Origin of the sequence: Streptomyces sp. NPDC048434, from assembly GCF_043200375.1 — a bacterium.
Lineage (GTDB): Bacteria > Actinomycetota > Actinomycetes > Streptomycetales > Streptomycetaceae > Streptomyces.
In genome coordinates this window covers 50,800-69,457 of record NZ_JBICXQ010000015.1, presented here as the reverse complement: position 1 = coordinate 69,457, position 18,658 = coordinate 50,800, and the positions used below count along the sequence as shown (strand labels likewise).

Here is an 18,658-nt window from a genome sequence, read left to right as displayed (position 1 = left end):
CCCTGGCCTGGCTGCCTACCGGTCAGGGGGACGAACGGACCGCTAGCTGAGTGTCGGCTCCCCGAACAGGCGCAGGCGGTGCGCCACCGCGCCTGCCTCGCCGCGGCCGGAGACGCCCAGCTTGGCGAGGATGTTGGAGACATGGACGCTGGCGGTCTTCGGGGAGATGAACAGGGCGTCGGCTATCTGGCGGTTGCTGCGCCCGTCGGCGACCAGCCGCAGCACGTCGCGTTCGCGCGGGGTCAGGCCGAGGGATTCGGCGGGCACGGCGACGGCGGGTGAGGGTTCTCCGGCGACTCCACGGGCGGCGGCTGCCGCAGGCTCCGTCGCGGCCGCCGGCTTCAGACCGGGCAGGGGGATGCGGGCCCGCTGGGCGAGGAGTTCGAGTTCCTCGGCGAGCGGGCGGGCGCCCATCGTCGCGGCGGCGGTGTGCGCCTGGGTGAGCAGGAGTACGGCGGCCTCGCGCGGGGTGCGGCCGTGCAGTGCGAGGGTGGCCCGTTCACTGCCGTGGAGGAGGGATTCCGCCCAGCGGTAGCAGGCTCGGGCGAGCTCGTGCGGGCGTTCCAGGGGCTCGAAGGCGGCGACCGCCTCGGCCCAGGAATCGGGGGTCTCGCGGCCTTCGGCGCGGCGGAGTTCGGCATCGAGCGCGAGGCCGTGGGCCGCCCAGACCGGGCAGAGCCGGGGCAGCTTCTTGGCGGCGTCCCGGATGCGGGCGAGGACCGCGGCGCGGCCCGGCTCGGCGGCGGGCAGTCCGCGGGCGTCCGATTCGGCGGCGGCGGCGGACCAGAGCAACGGCCAGGCGTAGCGCTGGGTGCCGGGCGGGAAGCCGGCGTCCAGGACCTGCTGGAGGACGCTGCGGGCGTCGAGGAGGCGACCCTGGTGGGTGGCGATCCGCAGGGCGTGCCGCGCCATGACGATGGCGTGCTGCGGCTGCGGGTCGTGGGTGCCGTAGTACTCCTGGGCGACGGCCAGTTCGCGTTCGGCGGCGGCGAAGTCGCCCTCGTTCAAAGCGAGATCGGTACTTCGGCTGGCGGCCAGCGCGATGGCACGGGGGTTCTGGGCGAGGCGGCGGGCGTCGGCGGCGGCCCGGCCCGCCTCCTCCCAGCGGCCCAGCGACTGCAGGGATTCGGCGCGGTTGCCCAGCACCCAGCTGGTGCTGTCCTTGAGGCCGTAGCGGGTGGTCAGTTCGACGCCGCGCTCGGTGACCTGGACGGCTTCGCGGGAGCGGCCGACGCCTTCCAGGGCGGACGGGAGGTTGACATGCCCGCGGGCGATGACGGCGAAGTAGCCGCGGTCGACGGCGAGGTCGAGGTTGGTACGGAAGTCGGCGAGGCCCTCGTCGACCTCCCCGGCGTCGACGCGCAGTCCCGCCAGGGTCAGCCGGGAGTTGAGCTCGGCCTCGTCGTCGCCCACCAACTGGGCCAGTTCCACGGCGCGTTCGGCCGTCGCGAAGGTGCCCGGTCCCGGATCGTGCAGCACCGCCCAGCTCGCGACGGCGGCCAGCACCTCGGCATGCACCGAGGACGGCGGCAGGCCGCGCATCAGCTCCTGTGCGGTGCCCAGGTCCTCCCAGCCGTTGCCGCGGCCGGTGCCCTGGCAGAGCCGGGAGCGCTGCACCAGGAACCATGCCGTGCGCAGCGGGTCGCTCTCGCCGCGCAGCGACCGCAGGGCCCGCTTGGTGATCGTGAAGGCCCGTTCGTTGTCGCCGGAGAGCCGGGCGGCCACCGCGATCTCGGCGAGCAGGTCGAGGAAGCCCAGGGCGTCGCCGTCATGACAGCCGCAGGCCGGATACGCCTCGGCGTAGTCGACCGGACGCACCCCCTGGCGGACCTCCGTCGGTGCGTCGTCCCACAGCTCCAGGGCGCGGTCCAGCAGCCTCAGCTGCTCGGCGTAGGCATGGCGGCGGCGGGCCTGGACGGAGGCGGCGAGGACGGCGGGCAGCGCCTTGGCGGCGTCATGGGCCTTGTACCAGTAGCTGGCCAGCCGGGCGGCGCAGACATCGGCGCGGACCAGCGAGGGGTTGGCTTCCAGTGCCTGGGCGTAGCGGCGGTTGAGGCGGGTGCGCTCGCCGGGCAGCAGATCGTCGACGACGGCCTCGCGGACGAGGGCGTGCCGGAAGCGGTAGCCCGTGCCGTCCTGGGTGGGCACGAGGGTGTTGCTGCCGACGGCGGACCGCAGCGCCTCGATGAGGTCGTCCTCGGGCATCTGGCAGACGGCGGAGAGGAGTTCGTGTTCGACCGTGGAGCCGCCCTCGGCGGCCGTGCGCACCACCCGCTGGGCGTCCTCGGGGAGCGCCTCGACGCGCACCAGCAGCAGATCGCGCAGGGGGTCGCTGAGGCCGTGCAGACAGCCGTCGGCGAGGCCGCGGGCCAGCTCCTCCACGAAGAAGGCGTTGCCCTCGGAGCGCTTGAAGACCCGGTCGACGGTGTCCTCCTCGGGATCGCTGCCGTTGATCCCGGCGATCTGGGAGCGGACCTCGTCGCGGGTGAAGCGGGCCAGCTCGACGCGGCGGACCGTGCGCATCCGGTCGATCTCGGCGAGGAAGGGGCGCAGCGGGTGGCGGCGGTGGATGTCGTCCGAGCGGTAGGTCGCCACCAGGAGGACGTTGGCGTCGTGCAGGGCCCGCAGGAGGTAGGCGAGCAGCTCACGGGTGGAGCGGTCGGCCCAGTGGAGGTCCTCGACGACGAGGACGAGGGTGCGGTGCGCGGCGAGCCGCTCCAGGAGGCGGGCGGTCAGCTCGAAGAGGCGGGCGCGGCCGATCTCCTCGTCATGCGCCTCGCCGGGGGTCTCCCCCAATTCGGGCAGGATGCGGGAGAGTTCGCCCTCCTGGCCGGCGACCGCGGCGGCCAGCTCGTCGCGCAGATGCCAGTTGAGGGTGTGCAGGATCGCGGAGAACGGTGCGTAGGGCAGGCCTTCGGAGCCGATCTCGATGCAGCCGCCGAGCGCGACGAGCGCGCCCCGGGCGCGGGCGGACTCGCTGAACTCCTCGATGAGGCGGGTCTTGCCCACCCCGGCCTCACCGCCGATCAGCAGGGCCTGGGGCTCGCCGGACGCCGCGATGCGGGCGAGCGCGTCCTCCAGCGCGGCGAGTTCGGCCGCGCGGCCGACGAACACGGGACTGACGGACCTGGTCTCCACGCTGGTGAGCATCGCACAGGGGTCTGACAATCCGGCAGTGGGTTTCGGCATGCGAAGCGCCCGGCCCGGTGCGGAAGGCACCTGGGGCCGGGCGGACGACTGTGCGGCGGACGGCGCCGCCTGGGACGTCATGTGAGCCGCGCGGTCAGACGGTGGCGCGGCGTATCCGCAGCCACCTGCCCCGCGTACTCACCCGCCCTTCGGGTTCGTTGGCCCCGGAGCGGGCGGCGCCGCGAAGCCCGGCGGGCCGGGCTTCGGTCGCCTCGCGCACCAGGCGCTGCCGGTCGGCCTGGCGGCGCAGCTCTTCATAACGGACCCGGATCTCCAGCTCGGAGCGGTACATGGTGTCTCCCCTGACGGCGGTGAGGTGGTGTCTCGACGGCTTGTCGATGTGCTCCAGCCTCGTCGCCAAGGGGGGTCCGTCACATCGGGAGAGTTCCCGATCTTTGGCCCCGGGCGGTGCTCAGAAACCCGCGATGCTGTCCAGGGGTTCCTTAGGCACCGCCCGTGGCACCCGTACGGTGCTTAGAAAGCGGCCCGGGTGCCTTACGGAGCCGAGGGTCCGGCTCCCGCGGGGGCCTTAGGGACGGTGGGCATGCTCCCGAACAGGTCGAGGTACATGCCCGCGGAGATCAGGATGCCCAGCACACCGAGCGCCAGCCCGCCCCAGGCGACAGCCCGCACCCAGGTGGCGCGACGGCGGGTCAGCACCACCGCGGCGGCGATCACGGCGAGCAGTGCGAAGAAGCCGTTGACCAGGGCATTGGTGTGCCAGGAGGCGCCGTAGACGGCGGAGATCTGGTCGGCGGCCTGGGCCTTGCCCGACTGGACCTTGATCTGGCCCATCAGGTTCGACCGCTCGGCCAGCGTCGTGCCGAGCCAGGTGCCGGTGACGGACGCGAGGCCGAGCCCCGCGGCGACGACGGCACCGGCGCCGGCGGCGATCCCGGCGGCGGAGTGGTCGGGGGTGTGTGCGTCGTGGTCGAGATCGTCGGCGCCGTCGTCCGCTTCGAGGTCACTGGCCTCGTCCTGCGCGGCGAGGGCGGCGTTGTCATCGGCCTGCTCGTCGACCTTGGCACCGGCCTTGCCGGCCGCCTCGGCCTCGGTCGTCTCCGGGATCGCAGCAGTCTCCTTGGCCCCCTGCGCCGGCACGGTCTTCTCGTCGTCGGTTCGGTTCTCGGTCGTCCTGGTCGTTCCCATGGTCGCGACCGTAGGGGCCCCGGATGAGAGTCGGATGAGAATCCCGGCAGCGGGCCTGCCTCAGTCGGCGACACGCCGACTTCGGGCACCCCGCGGGGGCCCTTCCGGCACCGGGTCCTACACCCCCACCAGCGGTTTCTCCCCGCCCTGCGGACCGGGCAGCGCCACCGCCGCGCCCGGCTCCGGCGGCGGCTCGATGCTGATCCGGGGCAGCCACCGGTCGAGCCAGGACGGCAGCCACCAGTTGGCGCCGCCCAGCAGATGCATCAGCGCGGGGACCAGGAGCGTACGGAGCACAAAGGCGTCCAGGGCGACGGCACAGGCCAGGCCGATGCCGAACATCGCGATGGTCCGGTCCCCGCTGAGGATGAAGGCCGCGAACACCGCGATCATGATGACCGCCGCCGAGTTGATCACCCGGCTGGTCTCGGCGAGGCCGACCCGTACCGCCCGGCAGTTGTTGTGCGTCAGCTGCCACTCCTCGTACATCCGGGAGACCAGGAACACCTGGTAGTCCATGGACAGGCCGAAGAGCACCGACACCATGATGACCGGCAGGAACGGTTCGACCGGGCCGGCGCTGCCCAGCCCCAGCAGCTCGCTGCCCCAGCCCCACTGGAAGACCGCGACGACGATCCCGAAGGACGAGGCGACGGCCGCGAGATTCATCAGCGCGGCCTTGAGCGGGATGCCGACGCTGCGGAAGGCGAGCAGCAGCAGGACCGAGCCGAGCGCGATGACGACGCCGATGAAGAGCGGCAGCTTGCCGACGATGACGGACGCGAAGTCGTCGTAGCCGGCGGTGATGCCGCCGACCCGCACCCGCAGCGTGCTCGCGCCCCCGGCCGCGGGCAGCACGTCCGTACGCAGGTGTTCCACCAGGTCGGAGGTCTGCCGGGACTGCGGTGGGGTGGTGGGTACGACGGTGATCACGCCGATCCTGTGGCTGCCGTCGAACTCGGGGGCGCTGACCTGGGCGATGCCGGGCGTGTCCCGCAGCCGCTGCGGCAGCTTGTCGAAGGCGAGCCGGTCCTTGGCGCCGTCCAGGGTGCCGACGAGCGTCAGCGGGCCGTTGAATCCGGGCCCGAATCCGCCTCCGCTTCCGTCGCCGGGCCCGCCGCCCGCCAGCAGGTCGTAGGCCTTGCGGGTGGTCGAGGTGGCCGGGTTGTTGCCCTGGTCGGAGGTGCCCAGATGGAGTCCGGAGGTCGGCAGTGCCAGGACGACCATGACGGCCGCCGCGGCCACCCCCAGCAGCTTGGGGTGCCGCTCGACGAACCCGGACCAGCGGGCGGCGACGCCGGTGGGCCGCTCGGGCCGGGGTCCGTGCTCGGCCAGCCGCCGGCGCTCGCGACGGCTCAGCGCCCGCATCCCGATCAGCCCGAGCAGCGCGGGCAGCAGGGTGACGGCGGCGGCCACGGTCAGGACGACGGTGAGCGAGGCGGCGAGGGCGACGCCGTTCAGGAAGCTCAGCCGCAGGACCAGCATGCCCAGCAGCGCGATACAGACGGTGGCCCCGGCGAAGACGACCGCGCGCCCGGACACCGAGACGGCACGGACGGCGGCCTCGTCGACCGGCAGCCCCGCGCGCAGCCCCTTGCGGTGCCGGGTGACGATGAACAGCGCATAGTCGATGCCGACGCCGAGGCCGATCAGCATGCCGAGCATCGGGGCGAAGTCGGCGACGGTCACGGCGTGGCTGAGCAGGGTGATGCCGGCCGAGGCGGTGCCGACGGCGGCCAGCGCGGTGACGATCGGCAGGAAGGTCGCGGCGAGCGACCCGAAGGCGAGGAAGAGCACCACGGCCGCGGCGCCGAGCCCGATGATTTCCGGGAGCTGGGCGCGCGGCGCCTCGGTCAGCGCGATCCCCGCCCCGCCGAGCTCGACCTGGAGGCCGCCGCCGGACGCGCGCTGCGCGGTGTCGACGACCTTGCGGACCTGGGCGGGGTCCAGCTCGTCGGTGGCGCGGTCGAAGAGCACGGAGGCGTAGGCGGTGTGCCCGTCCTTGCTGATCTGCCGCCCGCCCTGTCCACCGGACGGCCGCGCGCCGTGGCCGCCGTAGGGGCTTTGCACCTCGGAGACGCCGGGCAGCTCGGCGATCTTCTCCAGGGTGTGCGTCATCGTCTTGCGGACCGCGGCGGAACGCGCCGTTCCGGAGTCCGTGTGCCACACGATGCTGTCGCTGTCCCCGGACTGTTTGGGAAAGGCCTGGGCGAGCAGGGCCGAGGCGCGCCCGGATTCGGTCCCGGGCACCTCGTAGTTGTTCGAGTACGCGGACCCCGTCACCCCCGCGGCGGCCGCGACCCCCGCGAACGCGGCGAGCCAGAGAACGATCACCACGATGCGGCGCCTGAGACACCACCGAGCCAGAGCGGTCACGGACCTCGTCTGCTTCCCGGGTTGTGCGTCGATATCTCCCGGGGGCGGGTGGTGCCGAGCGCGGATGTACGGGGGACGGACAGGCCCGCCGCATGCCCGTCAGGGAACGGCGGGCCCCCTTGTTGGGTGCAGGGTGTCAGCCCGGAGAGATCCTTTGAGGTGTTTGTGGACTTCCCCACAAAGAGTCGGGAATAGGGAACTCGTCCCTGGTCCCGGCCCCGCCCCGTATGCCGGGTCTCAGCCGGTGACCGACTCCTTGCCGTTCTCCACATGTCCCATCAGCCGGCGGTGGAACGACGGGTCCTCGGCGACCGAGAGACCGAGGTCGTACCAGCCGTGCGCGTCCCCGGCCGGATGGCCGACGGTGCGGATGCCGCCGGCCTTCACCTTCAGCGTGCGCGGCGCGCCGTCCGCGTACGCCAGCGGCTCAAGGGTGAAGGTCAGCCCGGTGCGGCTGTGGTTGGTGACGGTCAGGTGGAGCTCCTGCCGCCCGGCGTCGATCCGTGTGCTGATCCGGACGGCCGCGGCGGCGCCCCGCCCCGTCCCGGCGAACTCCCGCCGGAAGCCGTTCGGCCCGGTCACCGTGAAGCGGTACGCACCGCCCTTGACCGGTACCTCCCACTCCTCCTTGCCCCGCACATCCCGGTGCTGCGGGACATCAAACTCCTTCGCGTACGGGTAGAGCGCCAGGTGCGCGGAGGCCTTCCCGCCATTGCGTACGGCCATCCGGAAGACGGCGGCGCCCGGGTCGAAGCCGCCGTCGGCGTCCGGCTGGTAGGGCAGCGCCCTGGCCGGCCGGCTGCCGCGCTCCGGCTGCGGCGGCGCCTGCTCGGCCGGTGGCAGCGGCGACCAGCGCCCGCTGAACGGCGGGATCGCGCCGGGCTGCCGCACCGACGGCTGCTTGCGCCCGCGGGAGAAGTCGAAGGCGGCGGTCAGATCGCCGCACACGGTGCGCCGCCAGGCGCTGATGTTGGGCTCCTCGATCCCCGTCCAGCGCTCCAGGAACCGGGTGATCGAGGTGTGGTCGAAGATCTGCGAGCAGGCGTAGCCGCCGACCGTCCACGGCGAGATGACCAGCATCGGCACCCGCATGCCCAGACCGGTCGGCCGCCCCTCCCAGTATTCGCCGTCCGTCCCGGGCGGCGGGACCGGCGGCGGCACATGGTCGAAGAACCCGTCGTTCTCGTCGTACGTCAGGAAGAGCGCGGTGTGCCGCCAGACGTCCGGGTGCTTGCCGAGCGCGTCCAGCACCTTGTAGACGATGGTGGCGCTCTCGGCCGGCGAGGACGAGCCGGGGTGCTCGGAGTCCGCCGCGGACGGCACGAGGTACGACACCTCGGGCAGCCTGCCGCTCGCCACGTCGGCGGCGAAGGCGGTCGCCGTGCTGTCCGGTTCACCGCGGCGCAGCGCCCGCTCGAACAGGCTGCGCTCGGCGCGGCTCAGGCCCCTGACGCCCTCCTCCAGCAGCCCCTGCAGCCGCCGGCGCCCGGCCTCGTCGGCGCCCGCCAGCTTCCCGTAGTAGCCGGTCATGTTCCGCACCCCGTCCACCTTGGCCAGGGCCTTCCTCGCCACCGCCTTGAAGCTCGCGTAGAACTCCAGGTTGTTGTCGGTGAAGTTGTCCCACTCCTGGTAGACCCGCCAGCTGCGGCCGGCCTTCTCCAGCCGCTCGGCGTAGGTGGTCCAGGTGTAGCCGGTGTGGGTGTCCTCCTCGTACGCGTCGTTGCCGACGGCACGCTTGCCGTTGGGCTCATAGCCCGTCCAACCGCTCACCAGGTGGTTGCGGTTGGGGCTGGTGGAGGAGTGGATCGAGGAGTGGTAGGCGTCGCAGACGGTGAAGGTGTCCGCGAGTTCGTAGTGCAGCGGGACGTCCTGCCGGTCGTAGTGCGCCATCGTGGCGGCGGTCTTGGCGGTGACCCAGTTGTTCATCCAGCCGCCGTTCCACGCCACGGCCCCGCCGAACCAGCTGTGGTCCAGCGCGCCGATGTACTGCAGGTCCTTCTTCTGCGTGGCGGCCGCCTCGCGTACCGGAAACGGCAGCACGGTCCCGAGGCCCAGCAGCCCCGGCTGCTCGTAGACGCTCCGGCCGCCGGGCAGCTCGATCGCGTTGCGGTCGGCGTAGCCGCGTACGCCGCGCAGCATCCCGAAGTAGTGGTCGAAGGAGCGGTTCTCCTGCATCAGCACGACCACATGCCTGATGTCCCCGAGCCCGCCCCCACCGTGCGCCGGCCGTGCCGCGTCGGCCGCCAGCGCCTGCTGCAACGACGGCGGCAGCAGCGATCCGGCCGCCGCAGCGCCCACCGCCGCCGCGCCAACTCCCAGTACATGTCTACGAGATACCTCAGGTGCCACGCCCGACCTCCCAGTCGACGGTCCATCAGCCAGTCAATGGTCTGCACCCAACCCATTGCGATGGGGCGACGGGGACGCTAACGGAGGGTCGTGACGGGCGATAGGTACCGAAGTGACAACTTGGGCAACGGCGAAGGTTGTTGTCCACGCCGTCGAGCCGCGACTCCGGCACCAGTCAGATCTTGCGGTTTCCGCTGCGTCAACTCCTACCGTCATCTGTGGGGCCGGAGACACCGGCCCGGCGATGGGAGGCACGGCAATGGCCTGGTCGATCGCGGAGGTGGCCCGGATGTCCGGCGTGACGTCCCGGACGCTGCGGCATTACGACGAGATCGGTCTGCTGCCGCCCGCACGGATCGGAAGCAACGGGCACCGCTACTTCGAGCCCTCCCCCGCTGAGGCGGAGGCGCGCGAGCGGTGGCCGCAGGCCTGGGAGCAGGCCCAGCGCGTCAGAGAGGCGATGACCGTCCCATCGGCCCAGTTCCCCGGTGATGAGGGACTGGCTCAGTCGCTGTCCTCTCCGGCGGCGAAACGGCGAGCCTCGCGCCGGCCCGCGTAGCGTTCCTTGCGGTTGCCGGCCTTGACCATCTGCTGCCATTCCTTGAAGCAGGCGCGCGCATTGCATCCCGCACAGCAGGTGCGGCCGAGCAGCATCACGCCGGGGTCTTCCCACCGGCAGCGGGTGCCCGTGTCCTCCCGCGTGGGGTTCGGCGGCAGATCGCAGGCGCCGTAGCGGTGATCGTGGACCGGCCGGGGGTGGTGCTCCGCGTAGCGCACCCACAACGGCTTCGTCCTGTCCGTACGGGACATCTCGTTCCTTCCGGAACCGCCGCCCGGCCCCGGACTTTCCGAGCGGGCGGCTGGGTTCGCCACTTCACGGCGACACGCTCCTTCCGTTGTCCGCGGCACCGGCCGGACGGGATCCGGCACCCATCTGTGGGGGTGACCCGGCGGATGCACCAGCGCAATCAAGTCGTCCAAGGCCCCTGCCGCGGACGGCAGTTCAGGCACGATCCACGGGAGTACGATCCACGGGAGTGGAAAGCCTTCCAGCTTATGGGCAGGGGCAGGGGCAGGCCGTACACAAGAAGGATCCCGGGCAGCTCCCGCTCGGTCTACGCCGCCCGGTGAGGCACTTGCTGAGCGTCCAGCGCGATGACCACCTACGGAACTCCCTGCACGCGCAAGTCCCCGTTGCGCCGGGCCTCTTGACCGCCCCATTGGTCTGAACCATTCTGTGGCCAGTAGCGGTGGCCACCGTCTTGCTGCAGTTCTCCCCGTGTTCCCCCCTTCGGCACTGGAGACAGCCATGCCTCGCACCGCACTCACCCGACCGGCGCGCCACAGACGCCTGCTCGCGGCGGCACTGACGGCCGTCGCCGCCGCGGCGGCCACCCTTTCCGGCTCCACACCGGCCGCCGCGGCCGATGTCAACGTCGCCAGGAACGCAGGCTACGAATCCGGCCTGAGCAACTGGACCTGTTCGGCGGGCAGCGGCAGCACCGTCGGCGCCCCCGTCCACAGCGGCACCGGCGCCCTCAAGGCCGCCCCCACCGCCTCCGACAACGCCACCTGCTCCCAGACCGTCGCCGTCAAGCCCGGCTCGACCTACCGGCTGAGCACATACGTCCAGGGCGCCTACGTCTATCTGGGCGCCTCCGGCACCGGCACCACGGACGTCTCCACCTGGACCCCGTCCGCCACCGGCTGGCAGCAGCTCACCACCACCTTCACCACCGGCCCCGCCACCACCTCCGTCACCGTCTACACCCACGGCTGGTACGGGCAACCGGCCTACTACGCCGATGACTTCAGCGTGCTCGGCCCGGACGGCGGGGGCGGCACCGACCCCGGACCCGAGATCCCGGCCACACCCGGCGGGCTCACCGCCGGTGCGGTGACCCCGTCCTCCGTCGCCCTCTCCTGGAACCCGGTCTCCAGCGCCACCGGCTACACCGTCTATCGCGACGGCACCAAGTACCGGACGGTGAACGGCACTTCGGCGACGGCTACCGGCCTGGCACCCGCCACCGCCTACCGCTTCCAGGTCACGGCCACCAACGCGGCCGGTGAATCGGCCCGTTCGGCAGAGGTCACTGCCACCACGGCGCCCTCCGGAGACGGCGGCAACCCCACCGTCCCCCAGCACGCGGTCACCGGCTACTGGCAGAACTTCAACAACGGCGCCACCGTCCAGAAGATCAGCGACGTACCGGGCCAGTACGACATCATCGCCGTCGCCTTCGCGGACGCCACCACCACACCCGGCGCCGTCACCTTCAACCTCGACTCGGCCGGTCTGGGCGGCTACACCGTCGACCGGTTCAAGGCCGACATCAAGGCCAAGCAGGCGGCCGGCAAGTCGGTCATCATCTCCGTCGGCGGCGAGAAGGGCACCGTCTCCGTCAACGACGCCGCCTCCGCGGACAACTTCGCCACCAGCCTCTACGCCCTCATGCAGCAGTACGGCTTCGACGGCGTCGACATCGACCTCGAAAACGGCCTCAACCCGACCTATATGAGCCAGGCACTGCGCTCGCTCTCCCAGAAGGCGGGCGGCAAGCTCGTCCTCACCATGGCGCCCCAGACCCTCGACATGCAGTCCACTTCGGGCGGCTACTTCCAGACCGCGCTGAAGGTCAAGGACATCCTCACCGTCGTCAACATGCAGTACTACAACAGCGGTTCGATGCTCGGCTGTGACGGCAAGGTCTACTCCCAGGGCACCGTCGACTTCCTCACCGCGCTCGCCTGCATCCAGCTCGAAGGCGGCCTCACCCCCGCCCAGGTGGGCCTGGGCCTGCCCGCCTCCACCCGGGGCGCGGGCAGCGGCTATGTCGCCCCGAGCGTCGTCAATGCCGCCCTCGACTGCCTGGCCAGGGGCACCAACTGCGGCTCCTTCAAGCCGGCCCGCACCTACCCCGGCATACGGGGCGCCATGACCTGGTCGACCAACTGGGACGCGACGAGCGGCAACGCCTGGTCGAACGCGGTCGGCCCGCACGTTCACGGCCTGCCGTAACCCTTGCCGTAGCCGCGGAACTCGCACCACACGATCTTCCCCAGCACCCGCTCGCCGACGCCCCACGCGTCGGCGAGCGCGGACACCAGCAGCAGCCCCCGCCCGGATTCGCCCTCGTCACCGTCACCGTCGTACGGCACCGGAGCCCGCGGCTCCCCGTCACCGCTGTCGTGCACCTCCACGCGCAGCAGTCCGTCCTCGGCCTGCGAGAGCCACAGCCGGTAGCCACGGCCGGGCGGGACGCCGTGCAGCAGGGCGTTGGTGGCCAGTTCGCTCACGCAGAGCAGGACGTCGTCCGTGAGGTGGCCCAGCCCCCAGTCGGTGAGGGCAGTACGGGCGAACTGCCGTGCCAGCGGGACCGATCGGCGCTCACGCCGGTAGAACGCCGTGCGGGTGCAGAGGGTCTGAATCTCCTTGTGCATAACTGCCACTGTCACAGTGCGTAACTATGCTGGACCACAGTGTCAGGTCGTACAGATCCGCTGTACGACTTCTGGCTGTGTCATGCCGTCGCGGGGAGGGGAAGGCAGAGCGCATGCACCCGGCGAACAAACCGAAGAGGATCACTTCCTGGCATGTGATCGGCGCCCAGCTGAGTCACTTCCGGAAGGCCGCCCGCATCACCCAGCCCGCGCTGGCCGAGCGGGTGGGGCTGCACGAGGACACGATCGGATCGATCGAGCAGGGCCGGAGACCACTGAAGATCGACCTGGCTGAGACCTTTGATGAACTCCTCAACACCAAGGGGGCGTTGGCGGTCGCGGTGGCGAAGGTGCCGGAGAAGGAGCGCTTTCCGGCCTTCGTGCAGGACTTCGTTGAGTACGAGGAGGACGCGCTGTCCTTGCTCTCGTACGAGAACCAGGTCATGCCGGGCTTGTTGCAGACCGAGGACTACGCACAGTCCGTATTCACGTGCCTCTTCCCGCCCATCAGCGAGGTCGAGGCCACCGAACGGCTCTCTGCTCGCCTCGATCGCCAGCGACTGTTGCAGCGTGACCCCCCACCCGTCATGAACTTCATCGTGGAGGAAGTGATCCTGACCCGCCCCATTGGCGGTGACGAAGTGTTGCGCGAGCAGATCAGGCACCTGCGACGCTGCACGGAACTGCCGTTCGTCGGCCTTCAGATCATGCCCACCCGCCGCACGAAGCACGCCGGACTCAACGGCCCCCTCGTACTCCTGGAAACCCCTGATCATGGCCAACTTGCCTATATCGAAGGCCAGCGGGTGAGCTTCCTCGTCGAGGATCCGGATGAAGTCAGTGTGCTCCAGCAGAAATATGGGATGCTGCGGTCGCAGGCACTCACGCCCGAAGACAGCATCAGCCTGCTTGACCACCTGGCAGGGGAGACATGAGCAACGCGGCACCCCGGCGTCACTCTGGCAATCTGGCCTGGTTCAAGTCCAGTTACAGCGGTGACGAGGGCGGCAACTGCATCGAAGTCGCCTACACCTGGCACAAGTCCAGCTACAGCGGCAGCGCTGGCGGCAACTGCGTAGAAGTCGCCTATGACTGGTACAAGTCCAGCCACAGTGGCAGCGAAGGTGGCGACTGCCTCGAAGTCGCCACCTGCCCCCATGCCATCCACGTCCGCGATTCCAAGAACCCCGACGGCCCGGCGCTCACGCTGAGCACGGCCGCCTGGGCCGCGTTCATCGCGGACGTCTCCGTCTGACCGGCGCCGGGGCGACGATGAAGCACCGACGGCTCGGTACGCACGGGCCCACCGTCTCCGCGCTCGGCCTCGGCTGCATGGGGATGTCGACCTCGTACGGCGTCCCGGACGACGCGGAATCCGTACGGACCCTCGACCGCGCGGCCGAGCTCGGCACAACGCTGCTGGACACCGCGGACGCCTACGGGCGCGGCACCAACGAGGAGTTCCTCGGCCGCTGGCTGCGCAGCCGTACGGCCGTGCAGCGGGACGGACTGGTCATCGCCACCAAGTTCGGGCTCCGGCATGACGCCGCCACCGGGCGGGTGAACGAGGTCGACACCTCCGCCGCCTGGGTGCGGGAGGCATGCGACGCCTCCCTGCGCCGCCTCGGCACGGACCGCATCGACCTCTACTACATGCACCGCCGCGATCCGGCCGTCCCCATCGAGGAGACGGTCGGCGCGATGGCCGAGCTCGTCGCCGTCGGAGCCGTACGACACCTCGGCCTCAGCGAGGTGAGCCCGCGGACGCTGCGCCGGGCGCACGCCGTCCACCCCATCAGCGCCGTACAGCTGGAGTACTCCCTCTTCACGCGGGATGTCGTGGAGGGCGAGATGCTGGCGACCTGCCGGGAGCTCGGCATCGGCGTCGTGGCGTACTCCCCGCTCGGGCGCGGCATGCTGACGGGTGCGCTGGCCTCCCGTGACGACCTCACCTCCGAGGACGCCCGGCGCCGTTGGCCGCGGTTCTCGGACGAGAACATCGACCGCAATCTACGCCTCGTCCAGGCCGTTCGCCGCACCGCCGACTCCCTCGGCTGCACCCCGGCACAGGCCGTCCTCGCCTGGCTGCTCGCCCAGGGCGAGGACATCGTGCCGATCCCCGGCACCAAGCGCCGTGCCTACCTGGAGGAGAACGCGGCGGCGGCCGGCCTCGCGCTCGGTCCGGAGGACGCGGCCCGGCTCCGGGCGGCCGTGCCCGACGGCGCCGTGGCCGGGGAACGCTATCCGCTCGCCGCCCTGGAGCGGCTGGGTCACTGAGCCCGGTCGGGCGAGGCTCAGGTCCCGTACACGCGCGCCACGTTCTTCCGCGGCGCCGGTCGGATCTTCGCCGCGGGCGCCTCGGCGAAGGCATGGAGCAGATTCTCGGTGGTGCGGGTGACGAAGGCTCGGGTCCGGCCGTCCATGCCGTGGTCGCGGCCGTCCTCGCGCGTGCCGGCCATGAGGGCCTCGACCCACCGCATCGTTCCGGAGGAGAAGACGCCGGCGCCGCTCGGCACGGTGTAGTAGGCGGAGTTCGCGTGGCTGCTCCGGCCGTTGCAGACCAGCGGGGAGTGGGCGAGGATCTCCAGCCGCTCCGGCGTGGGTGCCTGCGGGGTGACCCGGTCGTACTCCACCCCGACGAGGGGTCGAAGGCCTCACCGCGCCGCACTCCGGTGCCCGCGAAGAGCCAGTGGTCCGCGCTGTGGACGACGTACGGCGCGTCCGTGGGGTAGCCCTCGTATAAGACGCCGGTCAGCGTGGACTCCGGGTCGACGGCGGGCGGTTGCCGGAAGTCGTGGGTGGGCAGGGCCCGGTGCGGACCGGTGAAGTGCGGGTCGTCCCGGTAGGCGGTCTTGTAGCAGACCACGGTGCGCAGGGCGCCGGACGGCCCCGGCTCCAGCCGGACCCGGCGGAAGCAGGCGTTGGCCCCGAGGAAGGCCAGATTGGTCCCGGCGTCGCGGGCCCGGGTGACGTGCTGCCGCTGCTCGGGAGTCCAGTACTCGTCATGGCCGAGCGAGAGCGCCGCCGTGGCACCCCGCAGTGCCGACGGGGTGCGGTGGACATCCACCCCGGTGGTGTAGGCCAGCGGAAGGCCGAGCCGTTCCGCGAGGACCACCAACGCGCGCTCGTAGACCAGGAATTTCCCGGCGCCGTCGGTGTCGTACGGCCGGTCGAAGCTGACGGCCAGCGACCGCGTCCCGTACGCGCCGTCCGGGCCCCGGTAGAGACTGTGGCCGCCCCATGCGTTGTACGCCTGCCAGGTCGTCACCGCATGCATCAGCACCGTCCGGCCCGCGGCCTGCGCCGAGCGCACGATCAGCGGGACGTACCGCTGGTGGCCGTGCTCCGCGTCCAGCCGGAGCAGATAGGCGCCCGGCGGCCAGCCGTCGGTGCGCACCCCGAGGCTGCGCTGCCAGTCCGCCCGTACGCTGCGAGTCGCGGGCAGCAGCCGCGCGGGGCGTTGGCGCCGTCCGGCGACCCGCTCCGAACGCCACACCAGCCGGGCCTGGGCGCCTCGGTACCAGCCCACCCGGTAGGCCGCGACGCGGAAGCCGGGTGCGGTGGTCGAGACATACAGCCCGAACTCCTCGCCCGGCAGGACGCTCACCTTGTCGGTGTAGCCCTGGATGGCGTCGGGCAGGCCGGCCGAGCGGATCCGCCAGCCCGGGTCCCCGGGCCGCTCCCGCTCCGCGGCCAGGTCCGAGTGGTCACCAGCGGCGGGGCCGGCGCCGGGGCCCCCGCCTGACGTGGAGTCACAGCCGGCGGTCACCCCCGCGGCGAGACCGGCGGCCCCTACGGCGGCGGCTCCGAGAAATCGCCTGCGGACGAGGCCGCCGGGAGCGCCGGGGCTTCCCGGGCTGCCCTGGCGCTGCTCACCGTGCTGCTGGGGGTCGTCACCCATCGCGTCGCTCCCGTGCGCCCCCTTCCCGTCGAGCCGTCGGGACGATCATCCGACGCCCCGCGCCACCGGACGACCCCAGGAGGCCCGAATGCGGGTACCGCGGGCCCCGGGGCCGCGGACCGGAGGCGGCCGCGGCTCGCCCCACCCCATCGTCTACAGTCTTGTAGACGAATGCCGGGCAGTGACCACCGAGCGCGCGTGGTCACTGACCGGCGCCCGACATGCAGAAGGTTGCCGACACGGCGCACCGCGCCGGGAGGGCGGACAGGACGATGGCACAGCCGAGCAGCGAGGCGCCGGCACGGCCCGTGGGCGGGAGGCGATACGGCACCCCCGTGACCGGCCGCGGACACGGACCGGGCTGGAGCAAGGTACCGCAGGTCACGGCCCTGTTCTGGGGAGTGAAGGTACTCACCACGGGCATGGGCGAGACGGCCTCGGACTACCTCGGCCGGACGCTCGGGCCGATACCGGCCGGCACCCTCGGGCTGGCCGGGCTGGTGGCCCTGCTGGTCCTCCAGTTCCGCACCACCCGCTACCGGCCCTGGGTCTACTGGTCCGCCATCGTCATGGTCAGCGTCTTCGGCACGATGGCCGCCGATGTCGTCCACGTCGTGGCCGGCATCCCCTACACGGTCTCGGTCATCGCCTTCTCCCTCGGGCTCGCCGCGCTCCTGACCACCTGGTACATGTCCGAGGGCACGCTGTCCATCCACAGCATCCGCACCCGCCGCCGCGAGACCTTCTACTGGGCGACCGTGCTCGCCACCTTCGCCCTCGGCACCGCCGTCGGCGACCTCACCGCGGGCACCCTGCGCTGGGGCTACCTGCCCTCCGGCATCCTGTTCACCGCCCTCATCGCGGTGCCCGCACTCTCCGGACGCTTCCTCGGCCTCAACGCCGTCGCCGCCTTCTGGTGGGCATACGTCCTGACCCGCCCGCTCGGGGCCTCCTTCGCCGACTGGATGGGCGTCTCCACCTCCCGCGGCGGCCTCGGTTGGGGCACGGGGCCGGTCACGCTGACACTGATCGTGCCCATCGTCCTGCTCGTGGGCTACCTGGCGATCAGTCACAAGGACACCCCACCCGAGCAGCAGGCCACGGGTACTGCCGCCTGACCGGCGGAGCGGCGGGCGGCGGGCCACACCGCCCCCCGCCGCCCCCATCGGCCGCAGGCCGTCAGGTTCCGAGCAACACCGGTGCCAGTTCCCGCAGTTGATCGAGCCCCAGGCCCCGGTCCGCCGCCAACGGCTGGAGGGCCACATGGTCCGCCCCGGCGTCGTGGTGTTCCTGTACGCGACGCCGTACGGCGTCGGCGTCGCCCCATGCCACGATGGCGTCCACCAGCCGGTCGCTGCCCCCGTGGGCGAAGTCCTCGTCGCCGAAACCGAGTCGGCGCAGATTGCCGGTGTAGTTCGGCAGCTGCAGGTAGAAGCGCGTGTGGTGCTCACGGGCCAGCGCGCGGGCCGTCGCGGGGTCGGATTCCAGGAGTACGGCCTGCTCGGGGGCGAGCAGCGGACCGGCGCCGAGGATCTCGCGGGCGCGGGCGGTGTGGTCGGGGGTGACGAAGTAGGGGTGAGCGCCCGCCGTACGGTCCCGCGCCAGCTCCAGCATCTTGGGGCCGAGCGCCGCCAGCACCCGGGCGGGCGGCGGGTCGGCCACCGGCCCGTCGTACGGCGTCCCGTCCATCGCGTCGAGGTACTCGCGCATCGCGGCGAGCGGCTTGGTGTATGTGTGGCCGCGCTGGTTGACCAGCGGGGCATGGCTCGCGCCCAGGCCCAGCAGGAACCGGCTGTCGTACGCCTCGGCCAGGGTGTGCGCCGCGGCCGTCATGGCGGACGCGTCCCGTACCCAGATGTTGGCGATGCCGGTGGCGACGGTGATCCGCTCGGTGGCGGCCAGCAGCAGCCCGGCCTGACTGACCGCTTCGGTGGCCTGCGCCTCCCCGAACCACAGGGCGCCGTACCCCAATTCCTCGATCTCGGCCGCCGCCTGACGCATGACGGCGGCCGGCACCATGCCGAGCCCGCCGTGCCAGACACCGACCCGGCCGATCCGCGAAGCGAGAGCCTGCTGCACCGTTCCTCCACTGGCTGAGGGTGGCCCCGTCCGTGCGGCGGGGCCTCTTGTCGATCACAGCATGGCGGTGGGCCATGGCATTCCTCGGCGGGCCGATCGGGTGGGGGAACGGCGAAGCGGCCGCCCTTCCGGAGAAGGACGGCCGCTCACCGTCGTGCACAAGGAAAAGCG

Annotated in this window: 13 protein-coding genes and 2 pseudogenes; 6 read left to right on the top strand and 9 right to left on the bottom strand. The window is 71.8% G+C overall.

Going from position 1 to position 18,658, the window contains the following annotated elements:
- Positions 1–42: 42 nt before the first annotated feature.
- The 5 genes from ACGFWI_RS19185 to ACGFWI_RS19165 all read right to left on the bottom strand — a co-directional run bounded on the left by ACGFWI_RS19185 (position 43) and on the right by ACGFWI_RS19165 (position 9,063).
- The gene (locus ACGFWI_RS19185) at positions 43–3,150 is read right to left on the bottom strand and encodes an AAA family ATPase (protein WP_393907152.1); all 3,108 of its coding nucleotides are present in this window, start codon (positions 3,148–3,150) and stop codon (positions 43–45) included.
- A gap of 133 nt (positions 3,151–3,283) precedes the next feature.
- Positions 3,284–3,550 carry a hypothetical protein gene (locus ACGFWI_RS19180; protein ID WP_393907151.1) on the bottom strand — a complete coding sequence of 89 codons (267 nt, stop codon included), beginning with the start codon at positions 3,548–3,550 and terminating at the stop codon, positions 3,284–3,286.
- Between the two features lie 134 nt (positions 3,551–3,684).
- Positions 3,685–4,338 carry a hypothetical protein gene (locus ACGFWI_RS19175; RefSeq protein WP_393907150.1) on the bottom strand — a complete coding sequence of 218 codons (654 nt, stop codon included), beginning with the start codon at positions 4,336–4,338 and terminating at the stop codon, positions 3,685–3,687.
- A gap of 117 nt (positions 4,339–4,455) precedes the next feature.
- Complete coding sequence (locus tag ACGFWI_RS19170; protein WP_393907149.1) at positions 4,456–6,714, bottom strand: MMPL family transporter; 2,259 nt, start codon at positions 6,712–6,714, stop codon at positions 4,456–4,458.
- 237 nt (positions 6,715–6,951) lie between these two features.
- Positions 6,952–9,063, bottom strand: coding sequence for a phosphocholine-specific phospholipase C (locus ACGFWI_RS19165; RefSeq protein ID WP_393907148.1), 2,112 nt, complete (start codon positions 9,061–9,063; stop codon positions 6,952–6,954).
- Between the two features lie 259 nt (positions 9,064–9,322).
- Between ACGFWI_RS19165 and ACGFWI_RS19160 the strand changes: the two are divergent.
- Positions 9,323–9,448: pseudogene (locus ACGFWI_RS19160) on the top strand (MerR family DNA-binding transcriptional regulator); the annotation flags it as partial.
- Positions 9,449–9,567: 119 nt separating this feature from the next.
- On the opposite strand, the gene ACGFWI_RS19155 reads toward ACGFWI_RS19160, so the two are convergent.
- Positions 9,568–9,873, bottom strand: a complete 306-nt coding sequence (locus tag ACGFWI_RS19155) for a hypothetical protein (protein ID WP_393907147.1) — start codon at positions 9,871–9,873, stop codon at positions 9,568–9,570.
- Positions 9,874–10,372: 499 nt separating this feature from the next.
- Between ACGFWI_RS19155 and ACGFWI_RS19150 the strand changes: the two genes are divergently transcribed.
- Positions 10,373–12,085 (top strand): chitinase, encoded by a 1,713-nt coding sequence (locus ACGFWI_RS19150; RefSeq protein ID WP_393907146.1) that lies wholly within the window; start codon positions 10,373–10,375, stop codon positions 12,083–12,085.
- Here ACGFWI_RS19150 and ACGFWI_RS19145 read toward each other — a convergent pair.
- Entirely contained in the window at positions 12,070–12,507 is a 438-nt protein-coding gene (locus ACGFWI_RS19145) for an ATP-binding protein (protein ID WP_393907145.1), read from the bottom strand. The two genes, ACGFWI_RS19150 and ACGFWI_RS19145, sit on opposite strands and share 16 nt — an antisense overlap.
- A gap of 113 nt (positions 12,508–12,620) precedes the next feature.
- On the opposite strand from ACGFWI_RS19145, the gene ACGFWI_RS19140 reads away from it, so the two are divergent.
- Genes ACGFWI_RS19140 through ACGFWI_RS19130 form a run of 3 tightly spaced genes read left to right on the top strand, consistent with a single transcriptional unit; the run spans position 12,621 to position 14,784 of the window.
- The gene (locus ACGFWI_RS19140; RefSeq protein WP_393907144.1) at positions 12,621–13,442 is read left to right on the top strand and encodes a helix-turn-helix domain-containing protein; all 822 of its coding nucleotides are present in this window, start codon (positions 12,621–12,623) and stop codon (positions 13,440–13,442) included.
- Positions 13,439–13,762, top strand: a complete 324-nt coding sequence (locus ACGFWI_RS19135) for a DUF397 domain-containing protein (protein ID WP_393907143.1) — start codon at positions 13,439–13,441, stop codon at positions 13,760–13,762. The genes ACGFWI_RS19140 and ACGFWI_RS19135 overlap by 4 nt, the downstream gene beginning before the upstream one ends.
- 17 nt (positions 13,763–13,779) lie before the next feature.
- A complete protein-coding gene (locus ACGFWI_RS19130) occupies positions 13,780–14,784 on the top strand; it encodes an aldo/keto reductase (RefSeq protein ID WP_393907142.1) in 1,005 nt (334 codons plus the stop codon).
- A gap of 17 nt (positions 14,785–14,801) precedes the next feature.
- Here ACGFWI_RS19130 and ACGFWI_RS19125 read toward each other — a convergent pair.
- Positions 14,802–16,408 (bottom strand): annotated as a pseudogene (locus ACGFWI_RS19125) (N,N-dimethylformamidase beta subunit family domain-containing protein).
- 272 nt (positions 16,409–16,680) lie between these two features.
- On the opposite strand from ACGFWI_RS19125, the gene ACGFWI_RS19120 reads away from it, so the two are divergent.
- Positions 16,681–17,526, top strand: coding sequence for a hypothetical protein (locus ACGFWI_RS19120; RefSeq protein ID WP_393907141.1), 846 nt, complete (start codon positions 16,681–16,683; stop codon positions 17,524–17,526).
- Positions 17,527–17,587: 61 nt separating this feature from the next.
- Here the strand turns inward: ACGFWI_RS19120 and ACGFWI_RS19115 are convergent, their stop codons facing one another.
- Entirely contained in the window at positions 17,588–18,487 is a 900-nt protein-coding gene (locus ACGFWI_RS19115) for an LLM class F420-dependent oxidoreductase (protein ID WP_393907140.1), read from the bottom strand.
- Between the last annotated feature and the right edge of the window lie 171 nt (positions 18,488–18,658).

Excerpts from the sequence above, each read along its gene's own strand:
- ACGFWI_RS19185 (WP_393907152.1), bottom strand. The coding sequence starts at position 3,150 with ATGCTCACCAGCGTGGAGACCAGGTCCGTCAGTCCCGTGTTCGTCGGC.
- ACGFWI_RS19175 (WP_393907150.1), bottom strand. The coding sequence starts at position 4,338 with ATGGGAACGACCAGGACGACCGAGAACCGAACCGACGACGAGAAGACC.
- ACGFWI_RS19155 (WP_393907147.1), bottom strand. The coding sequence starts at position 9,873 with ATGTCCCGTACGGACAGGACGAAGCCGTTGTGGGTGCGCTACGCGGAG.
- ACGFWI_RS19150 (WP_393907146.1), top strand. The coding sequence starts at position 10,373 with ATGCCTCGCACCGCACTCACCCGACCGGCGCGCCACAGACGCCTGCTC.
- ACGFWI_RS19145 (WP_393907145.1), bottom strand. The coding sequence starts at position 12,507 with ATGCACAAGGAGATTCAGACCCTCTGCACCCGCACGGCGTTCTACCGG.
- ACGFWI_RS19140 (WP_393907144.1), top strand. The coding sequence starts at position 12,621 with ATGCACCCGGCGAACAAACCGAAGAGGATCACTTCCTGGCATGTGATC.
- ACGFWI_RS19135 (WP_393907143.1), top strand. The coding sequence starts at position 13,439 with ATGAGCAACGCGGCACCCCGGCGTCACTCTGGCAATCTGGCCTGGTTC.
- ACGFWI_RS19130 (WP_393907142.1), top strand. The coding sequence starts at position 13,780 with ATGAAGCACCGACGGCTCGGTACGCACGGGCCCACCGTCTCCGCGCTC.
- ACGFWI_RS19120 (WP_393907141.1), top strand. The coding sequence starts at position 16,681 with ATGGCACAGCCGAGCAGCGAGGCGCCGGCACGGCCCGTGGGCGGGAGG.